We start from the raw sequence: 17,474 nt of genomic DNA on the forward strand, positions 1-17,474 counted from the left end.
CAAATGGGGAGATTCATGTCTTTATTTTATTTTGCGAAAAATATTATACCTTATCGAAAAGACGGCACGAAATAATTCGTGCCGTCTTTTGATATGCGTGGACTTTTTACATGTCAAAGGGGTTTTCGTTGGGGTAGAGCATGCCTTTCGGCTGGTTGAAGGCGATGTCTTCGATGCCGAGGTACTGGAAGATGGAGAAGAGAACTTTTCCGATGTGGGCAAAGGCAACGGCGCCGTGATGGGGATACTGTTTGGCGATGAGGACGTGGCGGTAGAAACGGCCCATTTCGGGGATGGCAAAGATGCCGATGCCGCCGAAGGACTGGGTTGCTGCCGGCAGGATTTCACCTTGTGCGATGTAAGCCCGGAGCTGACCGCCGGCCGTGCTCTGGAGGCGGAAGAAGGTAATCGGGCTTTCAGCGATGTCCCCTTCTAAGGTACCGCGGGTGATATCCGGCGTGCCGCCGTCTTCTAAGAGGCGGTTCTGGATGAGCTGGTATTTTACGCCGCCCTTTTTCAACTTGCAAAGGGGCGTGTTGCCGCAGTGGAAGCCCATGAAGGTATCTTTCTGGGTGTAGTTCGTCGTCGGTTTGATGTCCGATTCGTAGAGATCGCGGGGGACGGAGTTATTGATGTCGAGAAGGGTGACCGTGTCGCCGCTGGCGCACATGCCGATGTATTCGCTGACAGCACCGTAGATGTCGACTTCACAGGCGACGGGAATGCCGCGGGATACGAGACGGCTGTTGACGTAGCACGGTTCAAAGCCGAACTGGGACGGGAAGGCCGGCCAGCATTTATTGGCAAAGGCGATATACTGACGGGAGCCTTTATGCGCTTCTGCCCAGTCGAGGAGGGTCAGTTCATATTGTGCCATGCGGGGCAGGAGGTCCGGCCAGGGGTTGCCGTCTTTGCCGAGTTCTTCGGTCATATCGGCGACGACGTCGGCAATGCGCGGGTCGTCTTTATGGGCCTGGTACGATACGAGGAGGTCCAATTCAGAATTTTCTTCGATTTCAATGCCTAAGTCATAGAGGGGCTTAATCGGAGCGTTGCAGGCGAAGAAGTCCTGCGGACGAGGCCCGAAAGTGATGATTTTCAACTGGCTGAGGCCGATAAGGGTGCGGGCCATGGGCTGGAATTCGGCAATCATGGCAGCGACTTCTTCGGCCGTCCCTACGGGGTACGACGGGATATGGGCTTTTAATTTACGCAGGCCCAGGTTGTATGAACAGTTCAGCATGCCGCAGTAAGCGTCGCCGCGGCCGTTGATGAGGTTTTTGCCCGTTTCTTCGGCGGCGGCAGCGTACATGACCGGGCCGTCGAAGTATTTGGCAATCAAGGTTTCCGGCGTTTCAGGGCCGAAGTTTCCTAAGAATACGACTAAGGCATTGCAGCCGGCAGCCTTGGCTTCTTCAACGGCTTTGAGCATGTCCGTTTCGTTTTCTACGACCGTCGGTACTTCATAGAGGTCACCGTATTTTTTTGTATAGGCATCGACGATGGCCTGACGGCGGTTCTGAGATAAAGAAATAATAAAGCAGTCGCGGCTGACAGAAATAATACCGCATTTCACTTCGGGAATATTCATAATAAGGTCTCCTTTCCCATGTAGGGATACGTGTAATTTTTTTGAGTGCCTAGGCACATTTCGTTAAGGGAATGATAGCACGCTTGTCAAATTCGTGTCAATACTAAGATTGCTGTTTTTTTACGAAAGACAGCATTATGCAGAAAAAATACAGGTAGATGCTGGAATATAGCAAAAGTGCATGTATGAAGATTCCCGTTGACCATCTAATTTTGTCATGGTATACTTCAACCATAGACATGTGCTTGAGCACGCAATAAGGTAAGCAGTCCCCGGATATACGAGGGAACATAGGGAGGAAGATATATGAAGTATGTAATGGGAATTGATATTGGTACCTCGGCGACCAAGACGGTACTCTTCAACGATACCTGCCAGGCCGTTGCTATGGCATCCTGTGAGTATCCGTTGTATCAGCCCCAAAACGGCTGGGCCGAACAGCAGCCGGAAGATTGGTATCAAGCTGTGGTACAGACGATACGGGAAATCTTAGCCAAGTACCCCGTTGAAGCGAAAGACATCGTCAGTATCGGATTATCGGGTCAGATGCACGGCCTGGTCATGCTGAATGAAAAGGAAGAAGTCATCCGACCGGCCATCATCTGGTGCGACCAGCGGACGGGGAAAGAATGTATCGAAATTACCCGGACCGTTGGTGCCGAGAAGTTGATGGAGATTACGGCCAATCCGGCCCTGACCGGGTTTACGGCGTCGAAACTCCTGTGGGTTCGCAATCATGAAGCGGAACACTATCGGCAGTGCCGTCACATTTTACTGCCGAAAGATTATGTTCGCCTGCGCATGACCGGCCAATATGCAACCGACGTTTCCGATGCCAGCGGCATGCAGTTCCTTGATGTCCGCCGCCGCTGTTGGTCCGATGAAATCCTGGACCGTCTTGATATCGATCCGTCGTGGCTGGCTAAAGTCTACGAATCACCCGATGTGACGGGAACCCTGACTCCGGCCTTTGCCGCAGAAACGGGCCTCCTGCCTCAGACCATCGTTGTCGGCGGTGCCGGTGACAATGCAGCGGCTGCTGTAGGAACGGGCATCGTCAGTGACGGCAGGGCCTTTACGACCATCGGGACCAGCGGCGTCGTATTTGCCCATACGAGCGATCTTCATATCGATCCGAAGGGCCGCGTCCATTCATTCTGCTGCGCCGTTCCCGGCTGTTGGCATGTCATGGGGGTAACACAGGCTGCCGGCTTGTCACTTCGCTGGTTCCGTGATACCTTGGGACATGACTATATGAAAGAGGCAGAACAGGCAGGTCTTGATCCTTATGTCGTCATGGACCACCACGTTGAAGATGTACCGATGGGAAGCCGCCGCCTCATCTATTTACCTTATCTTATGGGCGAACGGACACCCCACCTCGACCCGGACTGCCGCGGCGTATTCTTCGGCTTATCGGCCATCCATACCCAGGACGACATGCTCCGGGCCGTCATGGAAGGCGTCGGCTATTCACTGACGGACTGTCAGGATATCCTCCGCGACATGGGTATCGTCGTTCAGGAAATGATGGCCTGCGGCGGCGGCGGACGGAGCCCCTTGTGGCGTCAGATGCTGGCCGATATGTATAACTGTGAAGTCAAAACCGTATCGTCGAAGGAAGGTCCGGCTCTGGGAGCCGCTATCCTGGCCGGTGTCGGAGCCGGATTGTTTAAGAGCGTCGTTACGGCCTGCCGCGACTTCATCGATACCAATACCTATTGCCAGCCCGATCCGACAGCCCACGCCTATTATGAAAAAGGCCACGCTTTATATCAGAAATTATATCGGCAATTAGCCGGATGTTATCAAGATTTGGCGACTTTATAAACGCCGTTAGGAGAGATGTGACCATGATGAATCAAGATGCAGCCATGATTTGTGACGAAAAGGCTTTATCCAAATCGAACGCTTCACGAGTACGGAAATTCATTTATTTTACGGCCGGCATGGCAGGTTTGCTGTTTGGCCTCGACCAAGGGGTCATCGCCGGAGCCCTGCCCTTTATTACGGCTGAATGGGGACTCAACAGTGCCGCCCAGGAACGGGTTGTCAGCTGTATGATGGTAGGCGCTGCCATCGGCGCCCTCTGTGCCGCTTTTATGACGGCCCGCATCGGCAGAAAGCGCAGCCTCCTTACCGGTGCCGCCCTGTTTATCGTCGGCTCGGTCGGATCCGGCCTTGCCCTGAACGTTGATATGCTCATCGGTTTTCGCCTAATCCTCGGCTTGTCCGTCGGCATTGCGTCCTATACGGCACCCCTTTATTTAGCAGAAATGGCCGATAAAGATTCGCGCGGCCAGGTCATTTCAGGCTATCAGTTTATGGTTACGGTCGGGATTCTGTCGGCCTTCCTGTCCAATACGTACTTCAGTTACAGCGGCTCTTGGCGCATGATGCTGACGGTCATTGCCATTCCGGCTGTCGTCTTAATCCTGACTGTCTTCATGCTGCCTGAAAGCCCGCGCTGGCTGGCTGCCAAGGGTCGTTTTTCGGAAGCGGAAAATGTCCTCCAGACCCTCCATGCCGATATTGACTTGGCAAAGTCTGAATTAAAAGATATTCAAGATACACTGAAAGTAAAACAGGCCGGCTGGTCCTTATTACGGGCCAATAAGAATGTTCGCCGCGCCGTATTCCTCGGCGTCCTGCTCCAGGCTATGCAGCAGTTTACAGGCTTTAATGTCATCATGTATTATTCGCCGAAAATCCTCAGCCTCGGTGGTTTTTCCAGCACGGAAGACCAGATGATCGGCACGGTCATCAACGGTATCGTCTTCGTTTTGGCAACCCTCATTGCCGTCTACACTGTCGATAAATCCGGCCGTAAACCGGCCCTGAAAATCGGCTTTGCCGTCATGGCAGCGGCTATGGTCGTCATGGGTCTCTGCATGGCCGTCATCGAAGGCGGAAATCCCGCTCCTTGGGTCTGCTACTTGTCTGCTATCATGACCATGATCTTCATCGCTGGTTTTGCCATGAGTGCCGGCCCTATCGTCTGGGTCCTCTGCTCGGAAATTCAGCCCCTTAAGATGCGCGAATTCGGCGTTGCCTGCTCGACCATGACCAACTGGATCACCTGCGCCATCGTCGGTGCTACCTTCCTCAGCCTCATCGATGCCCTCGGCTCTTCCATGACCTTCTGGATGTACGCCGGTTTGAATGCCGTCTTCATTGCCCTGACCTTTGCCTTTGTCCCGGAAACGAAGAATGTTTCTTTGGAACAGATTGAAAAGAACTTGATGTCCGGCATGAAGTTGAAAAATATTGGGATTCACGGAGGTAATCAGTAATGAAACAAGTAACGGATAAAGAATTCGCCGTCTACGGACGGGTCCTCGATGTCGATATTAAAGAATTTGCAGAAGTTATGAACAGCGTCCCTGTTGTATCGGAAGGGACGATGTATGAGCCGTCCGTCGGGGCTTTTGAAGCCCTGCCTCTGGCAAAAACCTTGGAAGAGGAATCCTTTGGTTTCCTTCCCATTGAATTCGGCCACTGCAGCGGTCACAATGATACGCTCAATGCCTTGGAATATCACCGGTCTTCTGAAATTGACATCGCTGCGACAGACCTCATCTTATTAGTCGGCCGTCAGCAGGATATCGATTTATCCTCTTACACCTATGATACGGCCCGCGTGGAAGCCTTCTTCGTTCCGGCTGGAACGGCAGTTGAGCTCTATGCGACGACCCTTCACTTTGCACCGTGCAGCGTCGACGGAAAAGAATTTCGCTGCGGCGTCGTCCTTCCGAAAGGCACCAACGAGGCCTTGCCCCATAAGGTCGGCGGTCATGGCGAAAATGCCCTGCTCTTTGCCGTCAACAAGTGGCTCATCGCTCATGAAGAGAGCGGGCTGCAAAAGGACCATGCTTGGATAGGCCTGGTTGGAGAGAATATTAAGATTTGACAGATGAGGAACTATTTATAAAGCGCGAACTTTATAGATAGTTCCTTTTATCATGCCGCAATGTTTGGTACAATAGAGAGGATCAGTTAACCTTAAGCATGAGGATAAGTGAGGGAGAAGTATGGTAACGATTAAAAAAATTGCTGAACTTTGCGGCGTTTCACGAGGGACCGTAGACCGGGTCCTCAACGGCCGGGGACGAGTCAAGCCGGAAACGGCTGAAGCCGTTATGAATATGGTAAAGCAATTGGGATATAAACCGAATCCGGCCGGCAAGGCCCTGGCAGCCAGACGGCATCGGCCCATTGTCGGCGTTATTCTGAATTCAGAAGGCAATGCCTTCTTCGATGAAATCATTCGCGGTATCGAGACGGCAGAAAGCCGCTATCAGATCTATGGCATCCAGTTGACGATGCGTCATATGAAGGGGTTTGATGTAGACGCCCAGTTGAAACTTATTGCCGAGCTGGAAGCGGTTCCCGTGAGCGGCCTCATCATCAGCCCCATTAACGATAAACGAATCGCTGAGGCCATCGACGCCTTAGTCGATAAGGGCGTCTTCGTTGTAACCGTCAATAACGATGTACAAAACTGCCGCCGTCAGTGCTACGTCGGCAGCGACTATGCCAACGGCGGCGAAACGGCCTGTGCTCTGCTGCAGCTCCTGCGCGGACCGGAAGCCAAAATCGGCATCATTACCGGGTCGCGCCATGCCTGGGGCCATGAACTTCGACTCCAAGGCTTTTATCGGCGCATGAAGTCCTTGCCGAGCTTTTCGGTCCTCTCGACAGCCGTCAACAAGGATGATGAAATCATATCTTACGAAGAGACGAAGAAGATGCTCGAAGAACATCCTGACATCGACTCCTTATTCATCGTCGCCGGTGGTGTGTACGGTGCTTGTCGGGCCGTCGTCAGCCTGAAAAAAGAAAAAGACCTGACCATCGTCGCCTTCGACAGCACGCCAACGACCGTCGATATGATGAAGCAGGGCGTCTTAAAGACGATCATCTATCAGCACCCGTACCAGCAGGGATATCGGGCCATGGACTTGGCTTTCCAGTACCTGGTCAATGATCAAAAACCGGAACGGGAGCGCTATATCCTAAAGAATGAAATCAAGCTCCTGGAAAATTTATAAGATAAGCGTAATATATAAAAAAGGCCCTTCCCTATCGTGACCGTGTATACTGTCATGATAGGGAAGGGCTTTTTGTGTTGTGCGAAGTTTTCAAGAAATGAGGCTAAGGCAAGTCACGGCCGCAGCAGCGGCAGACGGTGGCTTCCGGGCGGCTGAACTCGCCACAGTAAGGGTATTTATGCCAGCCCTTGAGGGTTTTTGCCATATCATTATCTTTGATGCATAAACTATGAATGAAGGCGATTAGAAAAAGGCAAAGTCCGTATATATACCATATGGCAAAACTGCGGCCTTTATGAGAGGCGATGTTGGCGGGGACCAGGGCTAATACAGAGAAAATCCAATACTCTATATAGATATCGCCGTTATTTCCCAATAAGTTCACATCGGATAATAGAATGGGAACGAGAATAGAAAAGATTAAAAAAGCGGTTAACGAATCACGTACATGGTGTGGTTTTTCCATAATGACACCTCTTATAATGGTTAAGATAAACTATGGCCGCAGTAACGGCAAATTTTTGCTTCCGGTCGGATGTACTCTGCGCAATAGGGACATTTACGGTACCCTCTCTGCCTCAAGGACCCGTCATTGTCTTTGAGAAGTAAACTATGGATGAAGGCGATTAACCAGAGGAACAGGGCGTATATGAACCATAAGACGAGATTACAGCCTTTGTTGGCAGCGATGACGGCCGGAATCAAGGCGACAAGGCAGGCGATGACATATGCGAATGCCGGAAAAATGTCAAAACGCCACAGAAACATGGCAGGAATTATGATTAACGCGATGACGATGAGGATGTCTTTATTCTTCAAAATATTCAAAATGAGCACCTCTTGTTATGTGGAAACTATCCGGATTTTTAGGATATAAATAAATCACGGCCGCAGCAGCGGCAGACGGTCGCTTCCGGTCGGCTGTATTCACCGCAGTGAGGGCATTTTTGGTACCCTTTTCTGGCTTTTGCCTTGTCATTATCATGGATGCATATACTATGAATTGTAGCGATTAACCATAAGAGTATGCCGTAGATGAACCATTTCGCAAAGTTTCGGCCTTTACGATAAGCGATATTCGCTGGCAGAAAGGCGAGCAAACTGGCTGTGAGATAAATGCTGCCAGTATCGTCGCGGGATCCCAAAAGAAGCATCGATGGGGCTAGAACGCCGAATAGGAAGGCGAGAAGGTTGTTCCGGATGTAGTGTGTGTGTCCGATAATATTCAAATGTACCACCTCTTGTTTTAATTAAATATAGTATACAACTAATCGTTAAATATATCCATTCCGGATATCATAAATGGAAGTGAGTCGCCTTCTTTTTGTCGCAAGTCTTTGTCGGTATGAAATTCATGAATTGTCACAGAGTTCCCCTTGCTCCACGATAGTAGATTGGAAAATTAGAACTTGACAAGTACCCTTGAATCAGTTAAAATTAAAAGGTCGACAGGACAAAGGTTGACGGGACGTGGCGCAGCTTGGTAGCGCGCTTCCTTGGGGTGGAAGAGGTCGCGAGTTCAAATCTCGCCGTTCCGACCAAAACATGGCCATTCTCTGGATTATATCATTTTGAGTGATGTGATACGGAGAATGGTTCTTTTTTTTATACCGACAGGCAGTGGAACTTAATTATGAATAATTTTCCGATAAGGTTTGACGGAAATCTTTTTTTTGACGGGCAAATGGCTCGTCCTTTTTTTTAGAGTTTTTTGAGGACAGAGCGTTTTTAGCAGATAAATGAGGGCTTAGACAGATATAAGTTTTTGATAATATATTCTTAAAATAGAATTAAAATATGCTTTTATCTTATTTAAAACTTTCTTTATATGCGAATATTTGATAGAATATAAGTATGAATAGTATAGTTACCGCCGTCGTATTGTTTTTTGTTGTTCATTGTTAGAGGAGGTTTTTTTATCATGGGTTATATTCTCAATAAGGATCAGCAGGATCTCGTCGCCTTGGCAAGGGACTTTGCGGAAAAGAAAGTAGCTCCCTTTGTGCATGAATTGGATGAAGCAAAAGAACCGGGCCAAAAACTTTTGGATATTTACCAGGAAGCCGTTGATATCGGCTTTTGCGGCTTAGAGATTCCTGAAGAATACGGCGGCATGGGACAGGATTATTACACGGTTGCTGCTGTTTATGAAGAACTGTCTAAAGTCGACGCCGGCGTGGCTACGGCTATTGCAGCTTCGGGTCTCGGCCTCAAACCGGTTCTCCAGCACGGCAACGACGCTCAAAAGAAACTGTATGCAGAATATTTGACCGGTGAAAAGGGCAGCGGTTTCTGCGCATTCTGCCTAACTGAAGCGAACGCAGGTTCCGATGCGGCTGCCGGTACGACGGTTGCTGTCAAAGAAGGCGATGAATACGTCATCAACGGTACAAAATGCTTCATTACCAACGGCGGCGTCGCTTCCGTTTATACGGTATTTGCCATTACGGACAAATCGAAGGGCGTAAAAGGCATCTCGGCCTTCATTGTAGAACGTGATCGCCCGGGCGTTTCTGTCGGTAAAGAAGAAGACAAGATGGGTATCCGCCTGTCGAATACGACGGAAGTCATTTTCCAGGATGTCCGCATTCCGGCTGATCACCTCATCGGTGAAGAAGGCAAGGGCTTCGTCTATGCTATGCAGACCTTGGACCTCGCTCGTCCGATGGTAGCTTCCCTGGCTGTCGGTATTGCGCAGCGGGCTATTAATGAAGCCGTCAAATATGCGAAAGAACGCGTTACCTTTGGCAAACCGATCATCAAACATGAAGTTATTTCCTTTAAACTGGCTGACATGGACATGAAGACCGAAGTCGCTCGGTCGGCTATCATCAACTTCCTCAACACCTATTATGCCGAACCGAAACGGAGCTATACTCGTGAAGCAGCTATCGCTAAATGCTTTGCCGGTGACATTTCCGTAGAAGTTGCTTTAGAAGCCGTTCAGATTCTCGGTGGTTTTGGTTACAGCCGTGAATATCCGGTTGAAAAATTGGTCCGTGATGCTAAGATCATGCAGATTTATGAAGGCACCAATGAAGTTCAGCGCATGGTCATTGCAGGTTTCGTAGCAGCTCAGAAATAAGATTATTTTATACGAAAAAGACTGTTGTACTTGGCCCCGGCACTTTCCTGTGCCGGGGGCATCGTGAAGAATTCCGGCGTGTACGACAGTCTTTTTTATTTTAGGTACGGCTTTTTGACGGACTGCAAGACGCTGTGTTTTTTTAGGTGAAATTAGGCTTTTAAAGGGGTGTAAAATAAGTGTAAAGCAAGGCTGCCGGCGTTGAGAAAGTTTGTGTACAGGAATATAATAAATTATATGAATAAAAATCATGCAAATGGGGTGAATGAATTGGAACAAGATATATATCCATCAGCGAAAGAGCTTTACGACGTCCTTTGCAGACTGCGGAAGGACGTCCTCTCGCGGGGCGACGCCTTATACCGGCAGTGGAAGCCTCTGATACAGCGGAGACACTTTACCTATAGTGCTTGGAATATGGCCTTTTACTTGGCTCTTCGCTGTCATGATCTGCGAAAGATACAGCGTTCACTGCTGCCCTTTGGCCTGTCGTCCCTCGGACGAGGCGAAGCCCGGGCCATTACTAATCTCGATGCCGTCATGGCCTCCCTGGGCCGTATCTGCCGGGAGCCGGAACAGAACCTCGTTCCTTATCCGCAGCAGCGGCGATTTTTCTATGGCGACGGCCTCTTAACCTACAATACGGGGCGGATTTTTGGAACGGGTAAGACCGGGACGAGAATCATGGTGACATTGCCTACTGAAGCAGCAGAGGACAACGGAATCCTTATCCGCGACTTAGTGGCAGCCGGCATGGACTGTGCTCGCATCAACTGCGCTCACGACTCACAGGAACTTTGGGGGACGATGATTTCCTATATTCGGCGGGCCGAACAAGAAACGGGAAATCACTGCAAGGTTTACATGGATCTGGCAGGGCCGAAAGTTCGCATCGAGTCGGTTCTGCTTCGCTATAGTGAAGCGCGGGTCATGCCCGGCGAACAGGTCTTTTTAGTATCCGGACCGATTTCAGCCTATCCTGAAGAGTATAAAGGAAATATCGTCATTTCGTGCAGTATCCCCGAAGTCTTTGAACACATGGAAGCCGGTCAGCCGGTCCTTATCGATGACGGAAAAATTCGGGCTATCGTTGAGAAAGTGACGCCTGAAGGGGCTTATTTGACCATTACCTATACGAAGCCCTTGGGCGGGAAAATAAAGAATGAAAAGAGTCTGAACTTCCCGCAGACGCCGATGAAATTGTCGCCTCTTACGGACAAAGACAAAGAAGATTTGGATTTTGTCGTACAGTATGCCGATGCCATCGGGTACTCCTTCGTTAAATCGGCGGCCGACGTGGCCCTCCTGCAGGGGGAACTTCAAAAACGCTGCGGCAAAGCTTACCGCCAAATTGCCCTGGTAGCTAAAATTGAAAACCAGGAAGCCGTAGATAACCTGCCGGAAATCATCGTTCAGGCCGCGTCAAAACAGCCCCTCGGCATCATGATTGCCCGAAGTGACTTGGCCGTTGAAGTCGGCTATCGGAGACTTGCCGAACTGCAGGAAGAAATCATGTGGATCTGTGAAGCGGCCCACGTGCCGGTCATTTGGGCGACCCAAGTCCTTGAAAATCTGGTCAAAAAAGGCCTTCCGTCGCGAGCTGAAATTACCGACGCCGCCATGGGGGAACGGGCCGAATGCGTTATGCTCAATAAAGGACCGTACATCGTAGAAGCCGTCACAGCCCTGACTAACATCCTATTGCGCATGGAACAACACCAGCATAAGAAAACATCCCAGCTGCGGGCCCTGCACATCGCCCAAAATATGTTTGAAAACGGAAAACTATAAAGTGAACATAAAAAATCAGAGAAGGAATGAAGTCCATTCCTTCTCTGATTTTTTGTTTGGCAGTCCTTTTTTAGGTCTTGTATCAACTATTCCATCCTAAGCCAATTCTTGTGACAACGCCGTTTTTTATATGAAAGACCATGTCGAGGCCATTACCCGGTTTATACCAAAGTTCCGGATGCGTAGGGGCAAAGCGGATATCCGGCTGGCCGTAGGTCCGGATGACGTCTTCCCGGGTGGAACCGACGTGAATCCCTGACGGGGTAGCAAAGCCGTTATTGGCCGTAATGTTAATCATAACTATTTCAAAGGGACCGCTCTGATAGTCACTTTGAGCATAGAGATACACGGAGTCGCCGTAATGCATTTTTTGAGCATAGACTTGGATGCCGGCAGCATAGCTGACTTCACCCTTTAGGGGTTCGCCATAGATTTGAATCATTTCCTGAACCGGCATGCCCGGGTAGATGCCGCCTAAAACGGCTTCATTTAAGGGAACTTTTGCCATGGCGATACTTCCGGAACAAACGAGTATTGCCAAAACGGAGAGAAGCTTCTTTTTCATGAGTGGAATGCACCAACCTTTCTTTGACAGGAAGATAAGTTACTCTTTAATTCAGTGCTAAGACCTTTGTGTTTCGGAGCTCACCTTGCAGCATCGTCATGATTGGGCTGAAATCTTCTTTGTATTCTGTATGGCTCGTTCTTTTATTATCGGGTAAGCATGGCGAATCATGACGAATACGTTTGTCAATTTACGCCATTCTCCATTTTGATACCTGTTTTCATAATCGGACGTAAAATATAAATCAGATGTCTGTTTATACTCTTTAAAATAGACCGTATTCTGAGAACGCATGGGATATTCTGCGGACTTATCATAGGTAACGAAATAGTCCAGAGCAGCAATGATGATATATTCCGGCGTGTCCTTCACGACGACGGCCGAGGATAAATCAACGGCCGATCCGTGGTGGGTACCCGTATCCCAAATCAAATAATTCTGTGCATCGTCAAAATACCTTGGCTTGGCAGACACATCATGCAGCGGAAAGGCAAGGGCAAATAAAAAGACAAACGCGCATAGTCCCTGAAGTATTCTTCTCATCACGGCACCTCCTGAAAATCCACTTCCCATAGCGTATTCGCTTTCTTTCTCGTATCAAAACATATATTATCATTATACACTAAAAATATAATTTTGTTAAAATTATATAAATTGATTTTAAGGATGCCTTACGAGGTGATTTAGCAGAAATACAGATCCAATTATCTTACTTCTACTTGTAGCGTCGTATTGTAATCATGAAGCATTCCTGATGGGGGATTTAAAGGGCCAAGAATTTGGTTCAGACATATGGGTGTTAGGTGCGAATAGGACGATTTATACTTCCTGAGCGATAAATAAAAATAATTATCAATTTGTTGCAAATGCAACGGATTTTTCTTTGTTTTTATGGTATAGTAAGGCCACAGAAAGATACTTATTTTAATGAAAGGGGATGGGATTATGAAAGCTTTAGTCTTGTACTCCTCCGAAACGGGAAGAACGAAAAAATTAGCCGAAGCGGTCCGCTCTGTTTTACCGGCGAATACGGATTTTCTGCCTATGGAACAGGCTCCAGAACACTTCGATGATTACGATATTGTCTTTGTCGGCGTTTGGTTCTTGAACCTTAAGCTTGACGAAAAGTCGCGGGCTGTTTTGCCGCGCCTGAAGGCTAAGAAAGCAGCCATCTTTGCTACGATGCATCGCGACCTTTTCTCGGACGATATCTCAAAGAACCTTCGTCAGGCCGTCGAACTGCTGCCGGCTGGCGTCTGGGTTGCCGGCACGCACGTCGTCTATGTCGATGAAAGCATGGCAGAACTGCCCTTGGGCGTTGATGAACTGCTCGATACGGAAAGCGTACAGAACTTCGCCGAAAATACATACAGCCGTCTGGAAAATGATCCGGCTGCTTAAAAATGCTTGACAGTAACCGGCTGTTAATGCTATAATCTCTTTTGTAGCCAATACATGGGGGTATAGCTCAGCTGGGAGAGCGCTTGCATGGCATGCAAGAGGTCAGGAGTTCGATCCTCCTTATCTCCACCATAAGAAATGTGATAACCACGCAGTTTGCGAACTGCGTGGTTATTTTTATAATCTCCCTAATACTAAGGTATAGTCATTTGTGGGGGCAATTTAAAAGATTTCCCATGAAGATGCGTGTGCAGACAGGATAAGCTCTGTCCTGAGGCTGTCCTTCGGACTTCCTTCGTTGAGGCAGCGGCCTTTTCATGATATAATTATTACTTATGATGAGACTGGATTTTTATTTCTTGCAGGAGGGTAAGGTTACTATATATGGGCAGTATTAAGGTACAGAAGTTGGGCAAATCTTTTGGAGTGCGTTCCGTATTCCATGATGTCAGTTTTGAAATCCGCCGCGGCGAACGAATCGGCCTTATTGGGGCTAATGGTGCCGGGAAGTCGACGCTCCTCAAGTGTCTTATCGGGGAAGAGGAGTACGATGACGGAGCTTTTATCGTGTCGGAAGGGGAGTCTATCGGCTATCTGCAGCAGGATGTGACCTATGACGACGATATTACTCTGGGCCAGACGATTACCGAGGCCTGGCAGGATGTCATGCGCATGGAAAAGGACTTAAAGGACCTTGAAAAGGAGATGCAGTCCCGTCCCGATGACGAAGGGCTGATGAACCGCTATGCCCGCCTTCAGGAACGGTTTGAATGGCTCGGCGGCTACGAATACGAATCGATGTCCCGTAAAATCGTCCGCGGTCTCGGCTTTTCTGAAGCCGATATGGATCGACCGGTCCAAAGTTTTTCCGGTGGTCAGAAGACGCGCATCAATTTAGCCAAGGCCTTAGTGCGGCGGCCGGACTATCTCTTCCTCGACGAACCGACGAACCATCTCGACATGGATATGCTGGAATGGCTCGAAGGCTACCTCTTGTCGTATGGCGGCGGCATCCTCATCGTCTCGCATGACCGCTACTTTTTGGACCGCGTAGCGACGGGAATCTTGGAACTGTCCCACGGCAAGGTGACCAAGTACAAGGGCAATTATTCGCGTTACGTCGAACAGCACGATCAGCAGCAATTGGCTCTCGAAAGGGCTTATAAAAAGCAGCAGGAACACATCCACGAGACGGAAGAATATATTCGTAAGTATAAGGCAGGCATCAAAGCCAAACAGGCTCGGGGCCGCCAGTCCCAGCTCGATCGGCTGGAACGAATCGAATGGCAGCCCGACGATGCAGGTCTTCACTTTACCTTCAAGCCTGCCGAAGAGTGCGGCCAAAAGGTACTGACCCTTGATAAGGTCAGCGGTGGTTTTGCCGACAGGCAGCTCTTCGACCACTTGTCGCTCCTCCTGCGGCGCGGTGAAGCGGCTGCCCTCATCGGCCCCAACGGGGCCGGCAAGACGACCCTCATTCGCATGATCATGGGGGAAAAAGAACCGACAGACGGTCACATTACCTTGGGCAGCAAGGTTCATATCGGCTACTTTGCCCAGGAACACACGGAACTTCACGGGGCCTGGACGGTCCTTGAAGAGATCATGAATGCCTTCAGTTACGGCGAAGACGAAGCCCGGTCGGCTTTAGGCCACTTCCTTTTCCGCGGCGACGACGTCTTTAAAGTCATCGACAGCCTCAGCGGCGGTGAACAGGCTCGATTGGCCCTGCTTAAACTCTTTCTGCAGGGGCCTAATTTCCTCATCCTCGACGAACCGACGAACCACTTGGATATTCCGACGCGGGAAGTCCTTGAACAGGCTCTCCTCGATTTTGGCGGGACCTATCTCGTCATCTCTCATGACCGTTACTTCCTCGATAAGATTACCCAGCGGACTCTGGTCCTTGAAAACAAACAGTTGACGGAATACGTCGGAAATTACAGCTATTATCGGGAAAAACTTCGGGAGGCAGAAACGTTAGCTGCCGAAAACAATCCCCAAGAAATGCCGGAAAAAGGTACTGCGCCTAAGAAGCCCTCTGTTCCGGTTCAGGCTGTAAAGGTGCAAAAGGCGCCTGCATACGGTCAAGAAGCGAAGCTTCAAAAGTTAGAGCTGAAGATTGCCGAACTTGAAGCGACGGTCAAGATGTATGAGGTCAAGATGAACATGCCGGAAAATCAGACCGATGCTGAGGCCATGATGAGCCTGACAACAGAGTATGAAGAAGCGCAGGCCAAGCTCGATGCTGCCTATGAAGAGTGGGAAGAACTGGCTGAATCTTAATCAAGCATAGAAGATATAAAAAATAAATATAACCGGTAAAAGCGATGCTGCCGTAAAACGTAAAACTTTATGTAAAAATCACGGTTTTTCGTTTTAGGATAAGAGGTAAAATACCTCTTATCCTAATAAATGAAGAAAAAGTGGCTTTACAAGTCTTTTGGATATGGTATACTATGTTCAACTTCCATGAAGAAGTGAAATTACTATAGCTTTTTGGAATACTTAAATCCAGACTGACAGAGGGGAAGCGTTTATATATGGCAGCATCATTTAATCCGGTTACACCAGAATTATTAGACGAATTACGGAATGTCTTGGGGGACAAATTCGTCAAAACTGACAAAGATTACTTAGAAAAATACCAGACCGACGAAGAAGGGAATTCTCATTACTTCCACAAACCGGAAGTCGTCGTATTCCCGGGCTCGACGGAAGAAGTGGCTGAAGTCGTTAAACTGGCCAACAAATACCTCGTTCCTATTACGCCGCGTTCGGCCGGTTCCGGCGTTGCCTGCGGCGCTATCCCCGTCTATCACGGTATCGTCGTCGAATTGGAACGGATGAATCAGATCCTGACCTTCGATGCCGACAACATGTACGCCGTCTGCCAGACCGGGGTCATCACCGGTGATCTCCAGCGCGAAGCGGCAAAACACGGTCTTCTCTATGCCGGTGACCCGTCGAGTGCCGACAGCAGCATGATCGGCGGCAACGTAGCCAACAATGCCGGCGGTAATAAGGCCGTCAAATACGGGACGACGCGCAATCAGATTTACAGCTTGAAGGTCGTTACGCCGACAGGGGACATACTCGATGCCGGTGCCCGCTTGAAGAAATGTTCTACCGGTCTTTGCCTGGAACAGCTCTTTGCCGGTTCTGAAGGTGTTCTCGGCATCATTACCGAAGTCACGGTCAAGCTTCGTCCTATGCCGCCTTACACGTTCAATATGGTCTGCGTATTCAAGACCGATGAAGAAGCCTTTGCCCTGCCCAATAAGATTTTGAAAGCCGGCATCGATCCGACGAGTATCGAATTCATGGACAATGAAGCATTGCGCATGACCTGCAAGTTCTTGGACATGAAAATGCCTCACGTCGACGAAGGCTGCGACTACGTCATCGTTACGGTAGAATCGTTCAGCGAAGACGATTCGGACCGCAAGATGGAACAGCTCTGCGATTTGGCCGAAGAAAACGGCTCCATTGATGAATTTGAAGCCGACAAGCGGATTTGGAAACTGCGCAAGCAGTTTGCCGAAGCGGCCCGCGACGTCGACAAGATGTTCCAGACGGAAGACTTCGTCGTTCCTCTCGACAAGATTCCCGACATCACCAAGCAGATTCCGGAACTTCGTGAAAAGTACGACCTCTACTGCGTCACCGTCGCTCATATCGGCGATGGAAACATCCACGTGCTGCCTTTGAACGCTAAAGGCTTGTCGCCGGAAGAATGGTTTGAAAAGATCAAGGCCTTCCACCGCGACCTCTTCCCGCGGGTTTATGCCCTCGGCGGCAAGATGTCCGGCGAACACGGCGTCGGTTTTAAGAAGCTCGAAGAGTTTGCTCTCTGTACTCCGGAAGCAGAACTAAATGTCATCAAAGCCATCAAGAAGGCTTTAGATCCCAATAATATCATGAATCCCGGTAAATTGGTACAAATTTGTTAAGTATTTCATAAAAGATTGTCTAAATTGCAAAGACGGC

The 17,474-nt window shown here is 49.3% G+C and carries 14 protein-coding genes and 2 tRNA genes; 11 read left to right on the forward strand and 5 right to left on the reverse strand.

What is annotated here, in order from left to right; all coding sequences use genetic code 11:
* Window positions 1-106 precede the first annotated feature (106 nt).
* The gene (locus QZQ46_RS05610) at window positions 107-1,591 is read right to left on the reverse strand and encodes an L-fucose/L-arabinose isomerase family protein (protein ID WP_296827702.1); all 1,485 of its coding nucleotides are present in this window, start codon (window positions 1,589-1,591) and stop codon (window positions 107-109) included.
* Window positions 1,592-1,897: 306 nt separating this feature from the next.
* On the opposite strand from QZQ46_RS05610, the gene xylB reads away from it, so the two are divergent.
* The 4 genes from xylB (at window position 1,898) to QZQ46_RS05630 (ending at window position 6,642) form a co-directional block, all read left to right on the forward strand.
* Window positions 1,898-3,421: a xylulokinase gene (gene xylB / locus QZQ46_RS05615; RefSeq protein ID WP_296827705.1), complete on the forward strand. Its 1,524-nt coding sequence runs from the start codon at window positions 1,898-1,900 to the stop codon at window positions 3,419-3,421.
* 23 nt (window positions 3,422-3,444) lie between these two features.
* Complete coding sequence (locus QZQ46_RS05620) at window positions 3,445-4,884, forward strand: sugar porter family MFS transporter (RefSeq protein WP_296827708.1); 1,440 nt, start codon at window positions 3,445-3,447, stop codon at window positions 4,882-4,884.
* On the forward strand, window positions 4,884-5,501 hold the full coding sequence (locus QZQ46_RS05625; RefSeq protein ID WP_296827711.1) for a DUF4867 family protein: 618 nt from the start codon (window positions 4,884-4,886) through the stop codon (window positions 5,499-5,501). The genes QZQ46_RS05620 and QZQ46_RS05625 overlap by 1 nt, the downstream gene beginning before the upstream one ends.
* A gap of 121 nt (window positions 5,502-5,622) precedes the next feature.
* Window positions 5,623-6,642 carry a LacI family DNA-binding transcriptional regulator gene (locus QZQ46_RS05630; protein ID WP_296827713.1) on the forward strand — a complete coding sequence of 340 codons (1,020 nt, stop codon included), beginning with the start codon at window positions 5,623-5,625 and terminating at the stop codon, window positions 6,640-6,642.
* Between the two features lie 103 nt (window positions 6,643-6,745).
* Here the strand turns inward: QZQ46_RS05630 and QZQ46_RS05635 are convergent, their stop codons facing one another.
* Window positions 6,746-7,108, reverse strand: a complete 363-nt coding sequence (locus tag QZQ46_RS05635; protein WP_296827717.1) for a hypothetical protein — start codon at window positions 7,106-7,108, stop codon at window positions 6,746-6,748.
* Between the two features lie 20 nt (window positions 7,109-7,128).
* A complete protein-coding gene (locus tag QZQ46_RS05640) occupies window positions 7,129-7,470 on the reverse strand; it encodes a zinc ribbon domain-containing protein (RefSeq protein ID WP_296827719.1) in 342 nt (113 codons plus the stop codon).
* 636 nt (window positions 7,471-8,106) lie between these two features.
* Between QZQ46_RS05640 and QZQ46_RS05645 the strand changes: the two genes are divergently transcribed.
* The 3 genes from QZQ46_RS05645 (at window position 8,107) to QZQ46_RS05655 (ending at window position 11,518) form a co-directional block, all read left to right on the forward strand.
* Window positions 8,107-8,183, forward strand: a tRNA-Pro gene (locus QZQ46_RS05645).
* 380 nt (window positions 8,184-8,563) lie between these two features.
* Window positions 8,564-9,727 (forward strand): acyl-CoA dehydrogenase family protein, encoded by a 1,164-nt coding sequence (locus tag QZQ46_RS05650; RefSeq protein WP_225068932.1) that lies wholly within the window; start codon window positions 8,564-8,566, stop codon window positions 9,725-9,727.
* A 270-nt stretch (window positions 9,728-9,997) separates the two neighbouring features.
* Window positions 9,998-11,518, forward strand: coding sequence for a pyruvate kinase (locus QZQ46_RS05655; protein ID WP_296827722.1), 1,521 nt, complete (start codon window positions 9,998-10,000; stop codon window positions 11,516-11,518).
* Window positions 11,519-11,600: 82 nt separating this feature from the next.
* On the opposite strand, the gene QZQ46_RS05660 is transcribed toward QZQ46_RS05655, so the two are convergent.
* Both QZQ46_RS05660 and QZQ46_RS05665 read right to left on the reverse strand, forming a co-directional pair.
* On the reverse strand, window positions 11,601-12,083 hold the full coding sequence (locus tag QZQ46_RS05660; protein ID WP_296827725.1) for a hypothetical protein: 483 nt from the start codon (window positions 12,081-12,083) through the stop codon (window positions 11,601-11,603).
* Window positions 12,084-12,179: 96 nt separating this feature from the next.
* The gene (locus tag QZQ46_RS05665) at window positions 12,180-12,656 is read right to left on the reverse strand and encodes a hypothetical protein (protein ID WP_296827727.1); all 477 of its coding nucleotides are present in this window, start codon (window positions 12,654-12,656) and stop codon (window positions 12,180-12,182) included.
* A gap of 372 nt (window positions 12,657-13,028) precedes the next feature.
* On the opposite strand from QZQ46_RS05665, the gene QZQ46_RS05670 reads away from it, so the two are divergent.
* The 4 genes from QZQ46_RS05670 (at window position 13,029) to QZQ46_RS05685 (ending at window position 17,437) form a co-directional block, all read left to right on the forward strand.
* Window positions 13,029-13,484, forward strand: a complete 456-nt coding sequence (locus tag QZQ46_RS05670; RefSeq protein ID WP_296827729.1) for a flavodoxin family protein — start codon at window positions 13,029-13,031, stop codon at window positions 13,482-13,484.
* Between the two features lie 56 nt (window positions 13,485-13,540).
* Window positions 13,541-13,616 (forward strand) — tRNA-Ala (locus tag QZQ46_RS05675).
* Window positions 13,617-13,868: 252 nt separating this feature from the next.
* Entirely contained in the window at window positions 13,869-15,770 is a 1,902-nt protein-coding gene (locus QZQ46_RS05680; RefSeq protein WP_296827733.1) for an ABC-F family ATP-binding cassette domain-containing protein, read from the forward strand.
* Between the two features lie 257 nt (window positions 15,771-16,027).
* Window positions 16,028-17,437 (forward strand): FAD-binding oxidoreductase, encoded by a 1,410-nt coding sequence (locus QZQ46_RS05685; RefSeq protein WP_296827736.1) that lies wholly within the window; start codon window positions 16,028-16,030, stop codon window positions 17,435-17,437.
* The last annotated feature ends 37 nt before the right edge of the window (window positions 17,438-17,474 follow it).

Source organism: uncultured Megasphaera sp., from assembly GCF_900539295.1.
Lineage (GTDB): Bacteria > Bacillota > Negativicutes > Veillonellales > Megasphaeraceae > Megasphaera.